At 61.0% G+C, this 17,813-nt stretch carries 16 protein-coding genes; 2 read left to right on the top strand and 14 right to left on the bottom strand.

The window, feature by feature from the left end; all coding sequences use genetic code 11:
* Window positions 1–31 precede the first annotated feature (31 nt).
* On the top strand, window positions 32–952 hold the full coding sequence (gene pcaQ / locus ACP90_RS27095) for a pca operon transcription factor PcaQ (RefSeq protein WP_055656875.1): 921 nt from the start codon (window positions 32–34) through the stop codon (window positions 950–952).
* Between the two features lie 14 nt (window positions 953–966).
* On the opposite strand, the gene ACP90_RS27090 is transcribed toward pcaQ, so the two are convergent.
* From ACP90_RS27090 to ACP90_RS27070, 5 genes are read right to left on the bottom strand one after another with little or no spacing between them, the layout of a single operon-like run.
* A complete protein-coding gene (locus tag ACP90_RS27090) occupies window positions 967–1,920 on the bottom strand; it encodes an ROK family protein (protein ID WP_062491154.1) in 954 nt (317 codons plus the stop codon).
* Window positions 1,917–3,059, bottom strand: coding sequence for a sn-glycerol-3-phosphate ABC transporter ATP-binding protein UgpC (ugpC, locus tag ACP90_RS27085; RefSeq protein ID WP_082809877.1), 1,143 nt, complete (start codon window positions 3,057–3,059; stop codon window positions 1,917–1,919). Before ugpC ends, ACP90_RS27090 begins: the two co-directional genes overlap by 4 nt.
* Before the next feature lie 23 nt (window positions 3,060–3,082).
* Window positions 3,083–3,922, bottom strand: coding sequence for a carbohydrate ABC transporter permease (locus ACP90_RS27080; protein ID WP_062491152.1), 840 nt, complete (start codon window positions 3,920–3,922; stop codon window positions 3,083–3,085).
* Complete coding sequence (locus ACP90_RS27075) at window positions 3,919–4,812, bottom strand: sugar ABC transporter permease (protein ID WP_062491149.1); 894 nt, start codon at window positions 4,810–4,812, stop codon at window positions 3,919–3,921. Before ACP90_RS27075 ends, ACP90_RS27080 begins: the two co-directional genes overlap by 4 nt.
* Window positions 4,813–4,837: 25 nt before the next feature.
* A complete protein-coding gene (locus ACP90_RS27070; protein WP_228148121.1) occupies window positions 4,838–6,064 on the bottom strand; it encodes an extracellular solute-binding protein in 1,227 nt (408 codons plus the stop codon).
* 114 nt (window positions 6,065–6,178) lie between these two features.
* Between ACP90_RS27070 and ACP90_RS27065 the strand changes: the two genes are divergently transcribed.
* Window positions 6,179–7,393 carry an ROK family transcriptional regulator gene (locus ACP90_RS27065; RefSeq protein ID WP_062491145.1) on the top strand — a complete coding sequence of 405 codons (1,215 nt, stop codon included), beginning with the start codon at window positions 6,179–6,181 and terminating at the stop codon, window positions 7,391–7,393.
* Window positions 7,394–7,768: 375 nt separating this feature from the next.
* Here the strand turns inward: ACP90_RS27065 and ACP90_RS27060 are convergent, their stop codons facing one another.
* From ACP90_RS27060 to ACP90_RS27020, 9 genes are all read right to left on the bottom strand, one after another.
* A complete protein-coding gene (locus ACP90_RS27060; protein WP_062491144.1) occupies window positions 7,769–8,827 on the bottom strand; it encodes a sugar phosphate isomerase/epimerase in 1,059 nt (352 codons plus the stop codon).
* Between the two features lie 23 nt (window positions 8,828–8,850).
* Window positions 8,851–10,449: a glycoside hydrolase family 43 protein gene (locus ACP90_RS27055; protein WP_062491142.1), complete on the bottom strand. Its 1,599-nt coding sequence runs from the start codon at window positions 10,447–10,449 to the stop codon at window positions 8,851–8,853.
* Window positions 10,446–11,492, bottom strand: a complete 1,047-nt coding sequence (gene mgrA, locus ACP90_RS27050; RefSeq protein WP_022999286.1) for an L-glyceraldehyde 3-phosphate reductase — start codon at window positions 11,490–11,492, stop codon at window positions 10,446–10,448. Before mgrA ends, ACP90_RS27055 begins: the two co-directional genes overlap by 4 nt.
* An 11-nt stretch (window positions 11,493–11,503) precedes the next feature.
* Window positions 11,504–12,625: a Gfo/Idh/MocA family oxidoreductase gene (locus tag ACP90_RS27045; protein WP_062491140.1), complete on the bottom strand. Its 1,122-nt coding sequence runs from the start codon at window positions 12,623–12,625 to the stop codon at window positions 11,504–11,506.
* A 9-nt stretch (window positions 12,626–12,634) separates the two neighbouring features.
* On the bottom strand, window positions 12,635–13,381 hold the full coding sequence (locus tag ACP90_RS27040) for a sugar phosphate isomerase/epimerase (protein WP_062491138.1): 747 nt from the start codon (window positions 13,379–13,381) through the stop codon (window positions 12,635–12,637).
* 31 nt (window positions 13,382–13,412) lie between these two features.
* Window positions 13,413–14,504, bottom strand: coding sequence for an ABC transporter ATP-binding protein (locus tag ACP90_RS27035; protein WP_062491135.1), 1,092 nt, complete (start codon window positions 14,502–14,504; stop codon window positions 13,413–13,415).
* A gap of 11 nt (window positions 14,505–14,515) precedes the next feature.
* Window positions 14,516–15,400, bottom strand: a complete 885-nt coding sequence (locus tag ACP90_RS27030; RefSeq protein ID WP_031268755.1) for a carbohydrate ABC transporter permease — start codon at window positions 15,398–15,400, stop codon at window positions 14,516–14,518.
* A gap of 110 nt (window positions 15,401–15,510) precedes the next feature.
* Window positions 15,511–16,401, bottom strand: a complete 891-nt coding sequence (locus ACP90_RS27025) for a sugar ABC transporter permease (RefSeq protein ID WP_055656892.1) — start codon at window positions 16,399–16,401, stop codon at window positions 15,511–15,513.
* A 144-nt stretch (window positions 16,402–16,545) separates the two neighbouring features.
* Window positions 16,546–17,781: an ABC transporter substrate-binding protein gene (locus ACP90_RS27020; RefSeq protein WP_022999280.1), complete on the bottom strand. Its 1,236-nt coding sequence runs from the start codon at window positions 17,779–17,781 to the stop codon at window positions 16,546–16,548.
* Window positions 17,782–17,813 lie beyond the last annotated feature (32 nt).

The following is a 17,813-nucleotide window of genomic DNA, read 5'->3' as shown; positions in this document are numbered from 1 at the left end:
CGGCTTCTTTCTTTCCAAAATGAGAAATTAAATGATCGACCGACGCATCAAGTTCCGGCACATCCAGTGTTTCGTGGAGATTGCGCAGGAACGCAGCCTGAAACTGGCTGCCGACAAGTTGAATCTCACCCAGCCGGCGATCTCCAAAACGCTCAAGGAACTGGAAGATATCATCGGCGCCAGTCTGATGACACGAAACCGGGCCGGCATCGCGCTGACCAAACAGGGCAAGGTGTTTCTGCATTTCGCGCAGATCTCGCTGGCGAGCCTGCAGCAAGGCCTGGATGGGGTCGAGAAGGAAGGCGAACACGCCCGCGCGACCTTGAAGGTGGGCGTTCTGCCGAGTGTCGCGGCCAGCTTCATGCCCCCGGTCATCAAGGAGTTTTCCGAACTGGCACCTCATGTCATGGTCCAGATCATGGACGGCCCGCACGGCTACCTGATCGAACGGCTGAAGATGGGTGAACTCGACCTGGTGATCGGCCGGCTCGGCAGGCCGGTGTCCATGGAAGGCGTTTCCTTCACCCAGCTTTATTCCGAGCGTGTCGATGTGATCGTCCGGGTCGGGCACCCGCTTCTGGAAAGGCCGGATATCAAGCGTATTGTCGAATGGCCTGTGCTCTATCCGCCGGAAGGCGCGGCGATCCGGCCTCTGGTCGAGCGCTTCATGATCGCCAATGGGGTCGGCGAGATCCCGAACAAGATCGAAACGGTCTCGGGTGCTTTCGGCAGGGTCTATACCCGCAGGACTGACGCGGTCTGGATCATTTCGTCCGGCGTGGTGCAGAACGAAACCGCCGACGGCCACCTGGTCCGCCTGCCGTTCGATACCGACATGACAAAGGGGCCGGTCGGGCTGATGACCCGTCCGGACACCCAGCCGGGAGCCGAGGAACAGGTCTTCCGGCTGGCGGTTCAGACCGTGATCGAGGAGCTGGGGCTGAGTTCCTGATCGTGTGGTGACGCTTACATCCGCGCGGCACACCCTGCCAGAGCTGCGAAATCGTCATCAAGCAGATGAACCGGAATGCCGGAAACCAGCTTTTGCTGGCGGCCCTTCGCGCAAAAGGCGTTGATGAATTCCGGTTCTGCCAGGAACCTCGCCAGGCTTCGGGTGACGCCGCCTGTCAGCACGATGCCGCCAAGGGACAGGAACACCAGCGAGAGGTCGCCAATGACCCGGCCGAGAAATGTCACCCATTGCCGGGCAGCGGAAACGCAAAGCGGATCGGACCCGGAATTGGCGCGCTCCGCAATGTCTGCAGGTGACAGGTCGCGGGGCGACAGGCCCTGCTCGAGACAGTACCACTCGTGAATTTCCTTGAGGCCGCTTCCCGACAGCGCCCGTTCGACGGAGGCGCGTCCACGGTTGAGAGCGAGGTAATTCCAGAGCCGAAGTTCGTCTTCGGTTTCGACCGGCAATGTCGAGTGGCCGCATTCACCGGTGCCGACATGAAATCCGGCAGGTGTCTGAAACAGCGCGGCGGCGTTGAAGCCGGTCCCCGCACCGACGACGAGGCGCGTGGCGTTGCTGCGCAGTTTCTGGCTCGGTTCATAGACGGGCTGAAGCCGCTCCGTTGGGACCTTGTCCAGCGAATAGGCGAGCGCCTCGAAATCGTTCAGGAAGGTAATGTTCGCTCCGCCCAGAACCTTGCCGATGCAGTCGGCACTGAAGGTCCAGGGATGGTTTGTCATGCGGATCGCGGGGCCATCGATGGGGGCTGCGATGGCGATGACGGCAGAAGCACAGGCCGGTCGCCCGGCTTCCGAAAGATAGGTGCCGATGGCCGCTTCCGGTGTTTCGAAATCCGCATTGCGGAACCGCGCGATGGTGTTTTCCAGAACGCGGCCGTTTTCGACCAGCGCCAGCCGGGTGTTGGTGCCGCCGATGTCGGCGGCAAGGCCTCGTTGAATGCTCATAGGCGATTACCCGATGCAATGTCGAAATAGGAAATCTTGGAAAGGTCGAAAGCGATCGGAACGCGCTGACCGGCAGTGACCGGCGCATCCGCCGACAACCGGGCAACGGCTTCCGTTCCGCCAAGTTGAATGACCGCATAGGTATCGGCGCCGGCCGGTTCGACCACGTCCAGAAGGCAGTCGGCGCTTTGCAGGCTGCGGCCGTCGATGCCACCGGACCGCAAGCCAAGATCCGTCATCGCCTCCGGGCGAAGGCCGATGGTGAGCTCTGCCGTACCGCCGGCGGACAGCGTTTCCGGCCCCGGACCATAGTCGAACAGTTCCAGCGGCGGTCCGTCCGGTGTCGGGATCTGCAGCCGGAGATGGTCGCCCTCGCGTGTAGCAGTGCCGGTCATCAGGTTCATGGACGGTGCGCCCATGAAGTCCGCGACAAAGGCATTCACCGGCTTGTTGTAGATCTCCTGCGGCGTGCCGATCTGCTGGACCACGCCGTCTTTCATCACAACGATCCGGCTGGCCAGCGTCATGGCTTCGATCTGGTCATGGGTGACGTAGACGATGGACGCGTTCGTTGTCTGATGGATGCGCTTGATTTCGGTGCGCATGGTCACGCGCAGCTTGGCATCGAGATTGGACAGCGGTTCGTCGAACAGGAACAGCTTCGGTTCGCGCACAAGGGCCCGGCCCATGGCGACACGCTGGCGCTGTCCGCCGGAAAGTTCCGCCGGGCGGCGGTGCAGCAGGTGTTCGATCTTCAGAAGATCCGCGACCTCGGCCACCTTCCGTTTCTTCTCGGCCTCTTCGACCTTTCGGACTTCAAGACCGAAGCCGATGTTGCGTTCCACGCTCATGTTGGGGAACAGGGCATAGGACTGGAACACCATGGCGATATCCCGGTCGGCTGGTTCGTCGTTGGTGCGGTCCTTGCCGGCAATGCGGATGGTGCCGGAGGATATGTCGGTCAGTCCGGAAATGCAGCTCAGCAGGGTCGACTTGCCGCAACCGGACGGTCCGACCAGGACAAGAAACTCGCCGGGCGCCATGGAGATATCGATGTCCTTGAGGACATTCACGTCCCCGTATCTCTTCTGCAGGCGGCTGATTTGGAGGATGGGGTCTTGCGGCATTGCGGCGTTCATTCCTTGTCGGTCTCCTGCTGTGGTCAGCCCTTGACGGATCCGGCGACCAGTCCGGAGACGATGAATTTCTGGAAGGCGATGGCGAGGATGGCTGGCGGCAATGTCGCCAGAACGCCAACCGAGGCGATGACGCCGTAGTCGGTAACGCGTCCGGCGGAGAAATCCGCGATCGCAACAGGCAGGGTCTTCGCGCTGAGATCGTTGGTGAAGATCAGGGCGTAGAAGAACTCGTCCCAGGCCACCAGGAAGGACAGCATGGCGGTGGCGGCAATGGCCGGAAGGGCCAGTGGCAGCACCACCTGCCGGATGGTGTAGGCGGTTCCGGCACCTTCCATGAAGGCAGCCTGCTCCACTTCCACCGGCAGCACGTCGATATTGGCCTTCATCAGCCAGGTGGCGAAAGGCAGCAGCATGGCCGTATAGACGATAATCAGCGTCACCGTGTGGTTCAGCATGCCGAAGCTGCTGAAGGTCGAATAGAGCGGCAGCACATAGGTGATCGGCGGCATCATGATCGTTGCGAGAAAGGCGAACAACAGGACCATCGACGCCTGTCTTCTGGAAAAGGCATAGGCAGCCGGAATGGCGAGCAGAAGCGCGATGACAGTCGCCCCGCCGGCTGTCAGGAGGGAATTCCGGAGTGCGCTCAAAAATCGCTCGCCGTTGCCGCCTTCAAGGCTGAGCAGGCTCGTGTAGCGGCTGAAGTCAAGTTCAGAGGGGATCCAGCGCAGCGGCACCTCGGTCAGGTCAGTCGGCGCGCTGATGCTCATGACGGCAAGCCAGAGCAGCGGACCTATTGTGAAGGCTGCCAGCAACAGGGCGCAGCCATAAAGCAGGATGGATTGAACGAGCGAGCGTTTCATGCCGCGCCTCCCGCCGTCTGCCGCTTGGTCGCGGAGTAATAGAACACGATCAGGACGGCACTGATGCCGGCGACCAGCACCGCATAGGAGGCCCCGCTGCCGCTTCTGAGGTAGTTGAAATATTCCTGGTAGACGTAAAAGCTCGCGGTCTTGGTGCTGTCCGCGGGGCCTCCGCCGGTCATCACGTAGATGATGTCGAAGACGCGGAAGGCCTCGATGGTTCGCAGCACCATGACGACCATTAATGGACCGGCGATCCAGGGCAGGGTGATCGAGCGGAACCGTTTCCAGGGCCCGGCGCCTTCGATGGCTGCCGCCTTGTTGAGGTCACCGGGCACTGTCTGCAGGGCGGCCAGTGCCACATAGGCAACCAGCGGAAAGTTCTTCCAGACATCTGCCAGGATGACCATGTTCATGGCGGTCGCCGGATCGCCGATCCAGCTCCGGTAATCGGAAATGAGGCCCAGCTGGAACAGCAGGGAGTTCAGCGCGCCATAATCAGGGTGATAGATCAAGCGCCAGGCAACGGCGTTGACGATGGTCGGCACCGCCCAGGGCAGGATGATCAGAGCCCGAAGCAGCGTCCGGCCGCGGAATTCCTGGTTGAGCAGTACGGCAACCGCGACACCGAGAATGCCTTCCAGACCCACCGAGACGATGGTGAAGTAAAGCGTCCTGAAGAGGGCGTCCTGAAAATCCGGGTCGGTAAGCGCGTAGACGTAGTTTTCCAGGCCGATGAAATGCACCGGCTCGGGAAGAGCGGAAATGCGCGTGTCGGTGAAGCTCAGCCACAGTGTGTTGGCAAGCGGTATCACCGTGACCAGCGCAAGCAAAGCCAGGGCCGGCGCCAGAAGGATCCATTTTTCACGTTTCTGGCGTCGGCCATGCATGGTCAGTCTCCCGTCAGTCGCAAACTTAGCGGATGCGCTTGACGCGGTCTGCGGCAGCTTCCAGCGCTTCATCCACGCTTGCCTGGCCGAGCAGGACCTGATGGATGTTCTTCTGGAGAATGTCGGAGACTTCGGTGTAGGACGGCACCAGCGGACGCGGATACATGACAGCAATGGATTCTTTTGCCGCCGCGATCAGGTCTTCCTGGCCTTCGATCACCTTCGGTTCGGAATAGGACGCCTTCCAGATCGGCAGGCTGAGCTTGGCATAGTTGTCCTGAACGTCCTTCTGGGTCAGGAAGGAGATATAGGCCCAGGCTTCATCCGCATGCGGGCTGTTGGCGGGAATGCCGAGACCCATGGAGCCGTTGACGCTGGACGCGGTTGACTTGCCTTCGACGCCTGGTGCCGGAGCTACCTTCACCTTGCCGGCGACCTTGCTTTCCTTCGGATCGTTGGCCAGGGCGTTCATGTAGGTCCAGTTGAGGGCGAACGCCGCTTCGCCGTTGGAGAACACTCGGCGGACGTCTTCTTCGAAATATTCGCGTGAAGACGGGTTGCTCAGGCCTTCGTCCAGCGTTGCCTTCATGAAGGAAACGGCATCCTTGGCACCGCCGGCGGTAAAGGCCGGCTGGCCTTCATCAAAGAAAGCGCCGTCATTGGCCGCCGTCAGCGTGGTGAAGTCGCAGATCATCGCCTCGGACTGGGACCAGCTCCAGACCAGCGGATATTCGACAATGCCCTTGTCCTTGATCTGCTTGGCCTGTTCCGCCAGCTCGGCCCAGGTCTTGGGTGGGGCGGAAATGCCAGCCTCTGCCAGCATGTCGGCATTGTAGAAGAGGTATTTCGTATCGAGGATCCAGGGCATGCCATAGCGCTTGCCGTCATATTCGACCGTCGTCCAGGCACCATCGAAAACCTTGTCGGTATAGTCGGCCGGAATGCGGTCCGTGACATCCTGCAGGAAGCCGCGCGTTGCGAATTCGGCCGGCCAGATCACGTCGAACAGGACAACGTCATACCCGTCATCGCCCGCACCTGCCGCTGCAATGATCTTGTCGTGCAGGGCTTCATAGGGAACGAATTCGAGTGCAACCGTGACGCCGGGATTTGCTTCCTCGAACTTGGCGGTCATCGACTTGATGTCGTCTTCGCTATAAGCCGCCTGGCTCATGAAAAGTGCATTCAGTGTGGTGTCGGCCAATGCCGTCGTGGTCATGGCCAGGGTCGCGAAGGCGGACCCCAAAATCATCTTTCCAAACGTGTTCATCTCGCCCTCCGGTTTTTGTGTAGGCAAAGCATCCTATGTTCGGTTTTTTTATTTTGTCAAATTGATAGAAAAAATAATTTCTGGTCTATTGGCGCCATGAACGACAGTGCTCCGATCCCCGCATCCTTCCGGACCAGCGGCACAAACCTGACCCGCGCCAAGACGCATAATCACCGTGTGGTGCTGGAAGTCATCCGCACGCGCGGTCCGATCGGTCGCACGGAAATATCTGAAATCACGTCGCTTTCCCGCCAGACGGTGCAGAACATCGTCGGCGAGCTGGAAAGCCGTGGCATTGTCGAGATGCATGCCCAGAAGGCCCGAGGCCGCGGCCATCCGGGCATGACGGTGCAGCTCAAACCCGATCATGCCTACAGTCTCGGGTTTCATGTCGATCGTCTGTCTGTGACGGCGATTGCCTGCGATCTTCTGGGCAGCATTGTCTGGCAGTCGGCCGCCCCCATGGCCGCTGCCACGCCCGAGGCAGCCAACAGCCGGATCCTGTCGATGGCAGAGGAATTCCGTGCTGCGCATCCCGGTATGGCCAAGTGTCTGTTCGGCGTCGGTCTTGCCGCTCCCGGCCCTTTCGAAACCGGATCGCAGACCTCCAGCGGCACCGATGCCACCACATTTTCGGATTTCGGCTCGCCGGAAAATCTCGCGCAGCTTCAGTCGGCGATCGGCTTGCCGGTGGTCCTTCAGAACGACGCGTCGGCCGCCGCGCTGGGCGAGCATGTTTACGGGATCGGCCGCAGCTTCAACAGCTTTGCCTTCATCCAGTTCGGCATGGGGCTTGGCGCCGGCTTTGTCCTGAACGGCGCACTCTATCCGGGTGCGACGAAAAACGCCGGTGAAATCGGGCACGTTGTGATCGACCCGACAGGCCCGGCCTGTTCCTGCGGCAACACCGGCTGCCTGGAGCGGTATCTGTCACTCAACGCGCTGTGCGAAAGGCTTGGCCTGGAGCCGACGGAACCAGGCTCCGTTGGACGGATCGAAGCCTTGTTCGCTGAAGGAGATCCGGCAGTCCTCGGCTGGATAGCCGATGTCGCGCCGCTCATGCGCCAGATGATCAACATGATCGAGATGATGCTCGACCCGGAAGCGCTGATCCTCGGCGGCATCATTCGTCCGGACTTCCTCCAGGCGCTGCTCGACAGTGCCTCCCCGCTACCCCGCCGTCTCGACGCTTCGCTTGAAGAAGACAGGATCCGCATCGGTACGTCCGGTGCAACAGCTGTCGCCCTCGGTGCGACGGCCGCCGCCGTCGATGCGCTCTACGCCCCTTCGGTTTCGCACCTGCTGCTGTGAGAGCAAGCCTCTATGGAAGCCCTCATGCTGAGAGGACCGTCAGGTCCGTCTCGAAGCATGGGCGGCATATCCCGAGCAAGCAGCCCATCCTTCGAGACAGCGCTTCGCGCTTCCTCAGGATGAGAGGAGGAAGAGGTGCCGCATTGAAGATTGTCACCCCGGACAAGCGCAGCGCAGATCCGGGGTCCACTCTCAGCGCCGCTTGTTAACGCCGTGGGGGTTTCGCAGACGCCTCAGCACCAAACCGAATCTCTGGCAACGAGTACGCCTCCGGTCTTCCTTCGGTCCTCCGGGCTGACAACCGAAATACCGGCAAAGCTGAGCCAGCCAGGACCGGTTACCTTGCCGGAATGAGGATGCGCGGTTGGTCCGCCCCTAACTCAGGCCCAGCATCTTCCGGATCTGCTGCTGGTCGGTCTCGCCGCCGGCGAAGTCGTCGAAGGCCTTGTCGGTGACTTCGATGATGTGGTGCTCGATGAAGGGTGCCCCTTCCGCAGCGCCTTGTTCTGGAGACTTCAGGCAGCATTCCCATTCCAGGACGGCCCAGCTGTCATAGCCATGTTGGGCGAGCTTGGAGAAGATGCCGGAAAAATCCACCTGGCCATCACCCAGGGACCGGAACCGGCCCGCGCGGTTGACCCAGCCCTGATAGCCGGAATAGACGCCCTGGCGGCCGTCCGGATTGAACTCGGCATCCTTCACGTGATAGGCGCAGATGCGCTCGTGATAGATGTCGATGAACGCCAGATAGTCGAGCTGCTGCAGCAGGAAGTGCGACGGATCGTAGTTGATCTGGCAGCGCGTGTGACCTCCGAGCGCCTCCAGGAACATCTCGAACGTTGCGCCGTCGAAGACGTCCTCGCCGGGATGGATTTCATAGCCGACATTGACACCGTTTTCGTCATAGACATCGAGGATCGGTTTCCAGCGCGCCGCCAGTTCCTTGAAGGCTTCCTCGATCAGCCCCGCAGGCCGTTGCGGCCAGGGGTAGAGATAGGGGAACGCCAGCGAACCGGTGAAGCTGACGGAAGCAGTGAGACCAAGCCGCTTGCTGGCAACCGCCGCCTTTTTCATCTGGTCGACCGCCCAGGCCTGCCGGGCCTTCGGATTGCCGTGCACTTGGGATGGTGCAAAGCCGTCAAAGGCCAGGTCATAGGCGGGGTGAACCGCCACGAGCTGTCCCTGCAGATGGGTCGAAAGCTCGGTAATCTCGACGCCGGCGTCCGCGCAGATGCCTTTGACCTCGTCGCAATAGGTTTCGCTTTCGGCGGCCTTGTCGAGGTCGAACAGGCGACTGTCGAAGGTCGGTATCTGAATGCCCTTGTAGCCGAGATCCGCAGCCCATTTGGCGATTGCGGGAAGTGAATTGAACGGAGCGTCGTCTCCGGCAAACTGGGCCAGGAAAATCGCGGGCCCCTTGATCAGTCCAGCCATGAATATCTCCTTAGAGTGTGAGCTCACGTGCCTTCAGGTGCGTATGAAAACCTGCTGAAATCGGCGGTCTTGCCTTGCCCGGTGATGTCGAAGGCCAGCATACCGACAAAGGCGCCGGTAAAGGAGCCGTGCTCACCGCGCCCGCCTTCATCCGAGATCACGCTGGCATCAAGATCCGGTCCGAAGGGCGTCCAGTCGCGGCCTTGCTGGCGCCAGAAGAATTGCTGGCGGGCACCATCAACCTCAACGGCAAGCTCGACCGGTCCGCCGCCAAGCGCGACCGGGTCTGCCGGAAACGACATGCGTCCATCCGGCCAGTCGCCGGGGCAGGAAAGCAGCGTCAGACAGCGGCCGAGCTGTTCCGTCCAGCTTACGGCCAGAAAATGGAACTTGTGACGGTTGTAATAGGTCGTCAGTCCGGCCGCCTGCTGGTAGGTCGTTGGCGCGAAATCGGTGAGCGTGGTTTCCACCCGGTAGCCGAGGTGCTCCTGGCGCCGGGCAACCAGCGACTGCTCGTACCAGCTGCCGATGCTTTCACGCCCGATGAGGCGCAGGGCCGTTCCCGTCAGGGTGAACAGCCGCTCCGGGTAAGGCGTGCGCAGCCACTGGAACTCCGGCGGCAGGATTTCCCCAGTGAAAACGCGCTCCACGCGTTGAGCGGGGCGAGGCTCTGTCGCCGTCAGACCCGACACCTCAACCTTCGGAACCATGCCGCCGTCTTCCAGGTAAAGCCAGCCGTCCTCCCGCCAGACGCATTTCTGGATCGCGGTCTCCCGTCCCAGAGGCGAGAACCGTCCGGGCAGGGGCCGGGAACACAGATGGGTGTGGTAGACGTCGCCATCCGGCGTTTCGACAATCTGGCCATGGCCTGCCCGTTGCAGCGGCGCGTCCGGATCGTCTTTGGCGGTGATGAGGTGGGTTTGCGGGTGAAGTTCGTACGGCCCGTCGATGGACCGTGACCGGGCCATGGTAACGGCGTGCCCGTAGCCGGTGCCGCCTTCGGCGACCGTCAGGTAGTACCAGCCGCCGCGCTTGTGAAGATGTGGACCTTCCGTCAGACCGTGCGGGCTTCCGGAAAAGATCTTGCGGATCTCGCCTTTCAGGCCTTCGGTTTCCGACCATTCCTGCAGGAGGATACCGTCGAAGGCCGGATGGCGCGGATGCCCGCCGACGGAATTTGAAATGTGGTTCCATTGCAGGACCAGGAACCATTTGCGGCCGTCGTCGTCGTGATACAGCGACGGATCGAACCCGTGTGAGCTGACGTAGATCGGGTCACTCCACGGCCCCTCGATGGAAGGGGCCGTGACGATGTAGTTATGCGCGTCCTTGAAATTCCCATCCAGCCGTTTGACGTCCGTATAGACCAGCCAGAACCGTCCGTCCGCGTAGGAAAGACACGGTGCCCAGATGCCTCCGCTGTCCGGATTGCCGCGCATGTCGAGCTGGCTTGCCCGGCTGAGGGGCCGGCAGGCCAGATCCCAGTTGACCAGGTCTTTCGACCGGTGAATCTGGACGCCCGGATACCATTCGAAGGTCGATGTGGCGATGAAATAGTCATCGCCCGCACGGCAGATCGAGGGATCCGGGTTGAACCCCGGCAGGATGGGATTTCGGATCATTTCCGGCTGGGTCCTTTCCGTTCAGCCGAGGCCGCCCACAGGTTGATATCCGCCTCGCGGGTGGTTTCCTCGATCAGCTTCAGCTCCTCGTCGGAAAACTGGAGATTGGCGACAGCTCCGACGCAGTCCTTTACCTGGCTGCCCCGGCTCGCACCGATCAGGGCCGTTGTGACCCGGCCTTTGCGCAGCACCCAGGCAAGGGCCATCTGCGCCAGCGTCTGGCCGCGCTTTTCGGCAATGTCGTTGAGCGCCCGGATGGTGGCGAGGTTGTCTTCGCTCAGGAACTGGGTCTTCAGCGATTTGCCCTGGTTCGCCCGGCTGTCTTCCGGAATGCCCTTCAGATATTTGCTGGTCAGCATGCCCTGGGCCAGCGGCGAGAAGGCAATGGAACCGATGCCAAGGTCATCGAGCGTGTCCAGAAGGCCGTCTTCCTCGACCCAGCGGTTGATCATGGAATAGCTCGGCTGATGGATCAGGCACGGTGTGCCCAGCTCCTTCAGGATGGCGGCGGCTTCCCGTGTCCGTTTGGAATTATAGGACGAGATGCCGACATAAAGCGCCCGTCCGGACCGCACGATGTGGTCGAGGGCCATCATGGTCTCTTCCAGCGGTGTGTCCGGGTCGAAGCGGTGCGAATAGAAGATATCGACATAGTCGAGCCCCATCCGCTTCAAGGACTGGTCGCAGGATGCGATCAGGTATTTGCGGCTGCCCCACTCGCCATAAGGCCCGGGCCACATCTCATAACCGGCCTTGGACGAAATGATCATCTCGTCCCGGTAAGGCGCAAAATCCGTCCGCAGCAGTTCACCGAAGGCGGTTTCCGCCGAACCCGGCTTGGGGCCGTAATTGTTGGCAAGATCGAAATGGGTGATGCCGAGATCGAAGGCGGTCCGGGCAATCTCCCGTTTCTTGTCGAGCGGCGTGTCGTCGCCGAAATTGTGCCAAAGGCCGAGCGAGATCACCGGCAGTTTCAGGCCGGATTTCCCGCATCGGCGGTATTCCATGGTGTCGTAGCGCGTTTCCGCTGCTGTCCAGGTCATAGGCTATCCCGTTATACTAAAAGGCCTTTTGCCGCCTGCGGGTCCAGGGGTTCCGGGCGCTCGCAGGTGGTTTTGATGTCAATGAAAGTCCCACTCTCGCCAGAAGCGAGAATCGACGTCATCACATCGACAACATGCAGAGCAAATTCCAAAGAGCAACGGTGCGGTCGATTTTCCAGGATGGCGAGGGCCATATCGGCCAGGCCTGCCGTGCGGTAATTGGCGTGGCCACGGTCGTTTGATTTGGAGAACGGATGGTTCCAGGCTTCCGACAGGGTCACAAAACTGCCCTTGTCCGTCATGCGCACTTCACCACCGAAGAAATTCGGATCCGGCACATGCAGCGTGCCGGAACGGCCGTAAAGCTCCATGTTGGAATGGCTGTGCTGCCACACGTCCCAGCTGGCGCAATAGGTGATCTGGGCTCCGGACTGGAACTGCATCACCGCGTGGATCGTCGTCGGTGTTTCCACCTTGATCTTTTCGCCGTTGCGCGGCTCGGAGGTGATGGTGCGATATTCAGATCCGGCGGAACTCATTGCGCAGACTCGCTTCACCGGTCCAAGTAGCTGCACCAGGTTGGAAACGTAGTAAGGCCCGAGATCGAGGATCGGGCCACCACCCGCCTGGAAGAAGAAGTCCGGGTTCGGGTGCCACATTTCCATGCCCGGGCTCTGTACGAAACAGGTGCCTGACGTCACCTTGCCGATGGCGTCACTATCGATCAGGTGCCGGGCAAGCTGGTGTGCTCCGCCCAGGAAGGTGTCGGGAGCCGACCCGACCCTGAGGCCTTTTTCCTTCGCAATCGCGGCAAGGGATTCGCCCTCTTCCAGGCTGAGCACGAACGGTTTTTCCGAATAGACATGCTTGCCGGCTTCCAGAACGCGTCTGGAGACTTCGTAGTGAACGGCCGGAACCGTCAGGTTGACGATGATGTCGATACCGCTTGCCCCCAGCAGGCCGTCGACGGTTTCAGCTCTCAGGCCGAATTCCTCGGCACGTGCTTTTGCGGCAGCTTCATTGATGTCTGCGCAGGCGCGCACCTCGATGCCCTTGAAGAGCGGAGAGAGGCGCATGTAGGCGGCCGAAATGTTTCCGCATCCGAGGATGCCGATGCCAAGTGTCTTGCTCATGGGGTTACCTCAGTAGGTGCGGAAGGCCGCAACGGAGCGGGTGGCGAAACGGTCGAAGTCGGAAGGCTTGTCGTGTTCCATGACGAAGAGATCGACCCCGACGCCGCGAAGCGCCGACATGATGCCCTTCCAGTCCATGGTGCCCTGGCCGACGTCCGCCCAGCCGTCCTCGTCGGCACATCCGCCCTCTGGCGCGATGTCCTTCACGTGGGCCGTGGTGATGCGGCTGGCGTATTTCTCGATCCAGTCGAGCGGGTCCTGATTGCCGCGCACGATCCAGGCAATATCGGCTTCCCATTCGATGGAAGGGGCGGCCTCCATCAGGATGTCCATCGGCAGGCGGCCATCGGCGCAGGCATTGAATTCGAAATCGTGGTTATGCCAACCGAACCGCAGGCCGGCATCGCGGATCTTTTGACCGATGGCTTCCAGCCGCTCGGCGATGGACTGCCACATGGCCGCATCCGGAATGCGTTGCTCGGGCGGCACGGCGGGAACGAAGATCCGTTCCATGCCAAGGGTCTGGGCAGTACTGATCACCTTGGCGAGGTCGTCTTCGAACTGCTCCATCGGAAAGAAATGGCCCGACGGCATCTTGAGGCCCTGGGCATCGAGCATGTCGCGAAAGGCCGCCGGGTTCTCGTAGTTTCCGCCGAACCCCTCGACCTGGGTATAGCCGAGGTCCGCAAGCCGCTTGAGAACGCCGTCCCATGGGGTGAATTCGCGGGCTGAATAGAGCTGGAAAGAAATATCCATCTTGATTGTCCTGAAGTGGTTAAGGACCGGCCTAGAGCCGGGATTCCGAGGTTTTGTCGAAAAGATTGGCGCGGGCGGGATCGAACCCGACCGTGATTGCGTCGCCGTGCCGGATGTTCGCCTGGCCGTCCATGCGCACCCACAGCGTCTGGTCGCCGGAGGTGAAGCGGACAAGCGTGTCCGAACCGAGCGGCTCCACCAGTTCCACCTGCCCGTCCAACCGAACGAGCGCGGTGTCTGCTTCCGCGCCGCTGACCATGTGTTCCGGACGGATGCCAAACCAGGCAGCGCCTGCTGCAGGTGGGCCGTTCTGGAAGGTGTATCCGTCAAGCGAGAAGGTCTTTCCGCCTGATGTGAACCGGTAGTTTCCGCCGGCTTCTTCCAGCTCTCCTTCAAAGAAATTCATCGTCGGCGAACCGATGAACTCGGCCACATACTTGTTGGCCGGCCGGTTGTAGATCTCGTTGGGCGAGGCTAGCTGCAGGATCTGGCCACCACGCATGATGGCAATCCGGTCGGCCAGCGTCATGGCCTCGATCTGGTCGTGGGTGACGTAGATCATGGTATTGGACAGCTTCTGGTGCAGCTGCTTGATCTCGACCCGCAGGTCCGCCCGCAGCTTGGCGTCCAGGTTCGACAGCGGTTCGTCGAACAGGAAAACGTCGGCATCGCGCACTAGAGCCCGGCCGATGGCGGCACGCTGACGCTGGCCACCGGAAAGGGCGGCCGGCTTGCGGTTGAGCAGCGGTTCGATCTGCAGGACCTTTGCGGCCCGGTTCACCCGCTCCTGGATTTCCGCCTTGGGCAGGCCCGCGTTCTTCAGGCCGAAGCTCAGATTCCCGGCAACGGTCATCTGCGGGTAGAGCGCATAGGACTGGAACACCATGCCGATCCCGCGCTGGGAAGGCTCCTCCCAGGTCACGTTGCGCCCGCCGATGAAGATCTGCCCGCCGGTCACGTCCAGCAGCCCGGCAATGCAGTTCAAAAGGGTTGATTTTCCGCAGCCCGAAGAGCCGAGCAGCACGAGAAATTCACCCTGGCCGACATCGAGGTTGAGATCCTTCAGAACATCCAGGCTTCCGAAACTCAGGGAAAGGTTATTGATGGAGATACTTGGTTCCATGGGTCGTCTCGTTAGCCTTTCACCGCACCGGCGGCGATGCCGCGCACGAAGAGTTTTCCGGAGATGAAGTAGATGGTGAGGGGAACGAGGCCGGTCAGAATGGTCGCGGCCATGTTGACGTTGTATTCCTTCACCCCTTGCGTGGAATTGACGATGTTGTTGAGCTGCACCGTCATCGGATAAAGGTCCGGCTTGGTGTAGATCACGCCGAACAGGAAGTCGTTCCAGATGCCGGTCACCTGCAGGATCATGGCGACAACGAAGATCGGCAGGCTCATCGGCACCATGATCTGGAAGTAGATCGCCCAGAACCCGGCCCCGTCCACGCGCGCCGCCTTGAACAGCTCCTGCGGCACGGAGGCGAAATAGTTGCGGAACAGCAGCGTCAGGATCGGCATGCCGAAGATTGTGTGCACGATCACCAGCCCGGTCAGGCTGCCGTAAAGGCCGATTTCCCGCAGCATTATCACGATCGGATAGATCATCACCTGGTAGGGAATGAAGGCCCCGACGATCAGGATCGTGAAGAAGGTTTCCGAGCCCTTGAAGCGCCAGTTGGCAAGCGCATATCCGTTTACCGAGGCAATCGCGATCGACAGGATTACGGACGGGATCAGGATCTTGACCGAATTGAAGAAGCCGCGTGACAGGCCGTCGCAGTTGAGGCCGGTGCAGGCTTCCGCCCAGGCCTTCACCCAGGGCTGGAAGGTGATCTCCACCGGCGGTGAGAAGATGTTGCCAAGCCGGATCTCCGGCATGCCTTTCAGCGAGGTGACGATCATCACGTAGAGCGGCAGCAGGTAATAGAGGCAGACGACGATCAGCGTGCCGTAAATCAGGATGTTCCTGCGGGACAGCGCCTTGCGCGGCTTGCGGCCAGCGGGGCCTTCGACCATCCGGCTGCCGGATGGCGTGCCGTCGCCGTGGCGGAGTGCCCGGTCGGGGCCGGCTTCGGCCGGGCCGGCATCGTATTTCATCGAGCCATTGAGGAGGTGGGGCGTCTTGGTCATTTGCGCTTGCCTCCGAATTCGAGATAGGCCCAGGGAACGACGATGATGACGACCGTCAGCAGCATCATGGTGGAGGCGGCAAAGCCCTGGCCGAGGTTCTGCGACAGGAACATGGCGTCATAGACGTATTTCGCCGGAACTTCGGAAGAGATGCCGGGCCCACCACCGGTCTGGGCAACGACCAGGTCGTAGACCTTGATGATGCCGGAGGCGATCAGCACGATTGCGGTGATGAAGATGCCGCGCATCATCGGAATGACGATGAACAGATAGGTCTTCCACATCGGGATGCCGTCGATCTTGGCGGCCTTCCAGATGTCCTCGTCGATCCCCCGAAGACCAGCCAGCATCAGGCACATGATCAGCCCGGTTCCCTGCCAAAGGCCGGCTATGAGGATGCCATAGATGACGATCTCGGGATTGTAGAGCGGGTCGAAATTGAAACTCTCCCAGCCGAGGCTGCGCACCACGTGCTGGATGCCGAAGTCGGGATTGAGAATCCACTGCCAGGCAAGACCCGTGACGATGAAGCTGAGCGCGAAGGGATAGAGCAGGATTGTTCTGAACGTGTCCTCGAACCGGATCTTCTGGTCGAGCAGGGCCGCCAGCATGAAGCCGATCAGCAGCGAGAAAATCAGCGAGAAAGCTCCGTAGATGGCCAGGTTCTCGATGGAGATCAGCCACTTGCTGCTGCTCCACAGCCGGTCGTACTGGGCAAGGCCGACGAATTTCTCACGCGGCAGGAGCTTGGAGTTGGTGAAGGAATAAAGAACCGTCCAGGCGGTTCCGCCGATGAAGACCACCACGGCGGTGATGATCATCGGAACCGCGGCCACCTTGGCGCTGATGTTCCGATGCCACCTCGCGGGGCGCGTAGCTGCGGCCATGCCGAAAACTTCCTTGTCGAGACGTCCAGGGTGATGTCGGGCGTTCCCTGCGCGCCGGCGCGCGCAGGGCTGGAGGACGCCGCCTGGCCGCTGTCCCGGTAAAGTTGGGACCGTGCGGCGCGGGCGGCGGGCCTTTTTCCGCTGTTAGTCGGCGTTGCCGACGATCGACGCGAACATCGACTGTGCGTCTTCAGCGGTCATGGACGGGTTGTTGAAGAACTCGACGAAGAGGTCGTTCACCTGGGTCAGGCTGTCGGCAGACATCAACTGGTCCGGAGACTGGATGACATTGCCTTTGGCCAGGATGTCGAGGCCCTTCTTCATGCAGTCGTTTGCAGCCGCCAGATCGACGTCGCCACGCACTGGCAGCGAGCCTTTCTTCAGGTTGAAGGCAACCTGGGCTTCCGGGGAAAGCATGACCTTTGCCAGTTCGCCCTGGGCTTCGGTGATGGCCGGGTCGTCCACTTTCGGGAAGTAGAACGCGTCGCCGCCGGTCATGATGACCTCGTTGACGCCAAGGCCGGGCAGGCAGGTGTAGTCCTCGCCGGCAACCTGGTTGGCGACCTGGAACTCACCCTGCGCCCAGTCACCCATGATCTGGCCTGCGGCCTTGCCGGTGATGACCATGGTGGTGGCATCGTTCCAGCCCTGGACGTTGGAGTCCTTGGACATGTCGCGAGCAGTCGCGGCGGCCTGGAAGACCTTTGCCATTTCCTCGCTGCCGGCAAGCTCTGCATCCTTCTCGCCGAAGATCTTCGTATAGGCTTCAGGTCCGGCGAGCGCGGTGAGAAGCACCTGGAACGCCAGTGTCGTCTGCCAGGGCTGCTGCCCCATGGCCAGCGGCACGATGCCCGCCTCCTGAAGCTTGGGTGCTGCGGCAGCGTATTCGTCCCAGTTGGTCGGAACCGCCAGGCCGTTGTCCTCGAACACCTTGTTGTTCAGCCAGAGCCACTGCTGCGAATGAATGTTGACCGGAACGCAATAGATGCGGCCATCCAGCGTGCAGCTGTCGAGCAGACTGGAGGGATGGATGACTTCTTTCCAGTTACCTTCCTCTGCAATGTCCGTGAGGTCGCGCATCAGTCCGGCTTCCACCAGTTCCTCTGCCTGGCGGCCATGGTTGAACTGTGTTGCGCCCATCGGATCGCCGCCGGTGATACGGCTGATCATGATCGGGCGGGCTGTGCCGCCGGAACCGGCAATCGCACCGTCAACCCACTTGTTGCCGGTCGCGTCAAATGCCTTTGCGAATTCGGCAACCGCAGCCGCTTCGCCGCCTGAAGTCCACCAGTGGGTAACTTCCAGGTCGGTCGCATTCGCGGCCGTTGCTGCACAAAGGGCGGTCGTTGCTGCAAAAACTGCACGTAGTGCTTTCATCATTTCCTCCCATCGAACGTGAATTGTCCGATTGT

Origin of the sequence: Labrenzia sp. CP4, from assembly GCF_001579905.1 — a bacterium.
In the GTDB taxonomy this organism is placed as follows: Bacteria; Pseudomonadota; Alphaproteobacteria; order Rhizobiales; family Stappiaceae; genus Roseibium; species Roseibium algicola.
This window is presented reverse-complemented; position numbering and strand designations above follow the sequence as displayed.

Bases quoted from the DNA above. Each gene is read 5' to 3' on its own strand.
- ACP90_RS27020 (WP_022999280.1), bottom strand. From the start codon at position 17,781: ATGATGAAAGCACTACGTGCAGTTTTTGCAGCAACGACCGCCCTTTGT.
- ACP90_RS27025 (WP_055656892.1), bottom strand. From the start codon at position 16,401: ATGGCCGCAGCTACGCGCCCCGCGAGGTGGCATCGGAACATCAGCGCC.
- pcaQ (WP_055656875.1), top strand. From the start codon at position 32: ATGATCGACCGACGCATCAAGTTCCGGCACATCCAGTGTTTCGTGGAG.
- ACP90_RS27090 (WP_062491154.1), bottom strand. From the start codon at position 1,920: ATGAGCATTCAACGAGGCCTTGCCGCCGACATCGGCGGCACCAACACC.
- ACP90_RS27060 (WP_062491144.1), bottom strand. From the start codon at position 8,827: ATGGCTGGACTGATCAAGGGGCCCGCGATTTTCCTGGCCCAGTTTGCC.
- ACP90_RS27045 (WP_062491140.1), bottom strand. From the start codon at position 12,625: ATGAGCAAGACACTTGGCATCGGCATCCTCGGATGCGGAAACATTTCG.
- ugpC (WP_082809877.1), bottom strand. From the start codon at position 3,059: ATGAACGCCGCAATGCCGCAAGACCCCATCCTCCAAATCAGCCGCCTG.
- ACP90_RS27075 (WP_062491149.1), bottom strand. From the start codon at position 4,812: ATGCATGGCCGACGCCAGAAACGTGAAAAATGGATCCTTCTGGCGCCG.
- ACP90_RS27080 (WP_062491152.1), bottom strand. From the start codon at position 3,922: ATGAAACGCTCGCTCGTTCAATCCATCCTGCTTTATGGCTGCGCCCTG.
- ACP90_RS27030 (WP_031268755.1), bottom strand. From the start codon at position 15,400: ATGGTCGAAGGCCCCGCTGGCCGCAAGCCGCGCAAGGCGCTGTCCCGC.
- ACP90_RS27035 (WP_062491135.1), bottom strand. From the start codon at position 14,504: ATGGAACCAAGTATCTCCATCAATAACCTTTCCCTGAGTTTCGGAAGC.
- ACP90_RS27065 (WP_062491145.1), top strand. From the start codon at position 6,179: ATGAACGACAGTGCTCCGATCCCCGCATCCTTCCGGACCAGCGGCACA.
- mgrA (WP_022999286.1), bottom strand. From the start codon at position 11,492: ATGACCTGGACAGCAGCGGAAACGCGCTACGACACCATGGAATACCGC.
- ACP90_RS27070 (WP_228148121.1), bottom strand. From the start codon at position 6,064: ATGATTTTGGGGTCCGCCTTCGCGACCCTGGCCATGACCACGACGGCA.
- ACP90_RS27055 (WP_062491142.1), bottom strand. From the start codon at position 10,449: ATGATCCGAAATCCCATCCTGCCGGGGTTCAACCCGGATCCCTCGATC.
- ACP90_RS27040 (WP_062491138.1), bottom strand. From the start codon at position 13,381: ATGGATATTTCTTTCCAGCTCTATTCAGCCCGCGAATTCACCCCATGG.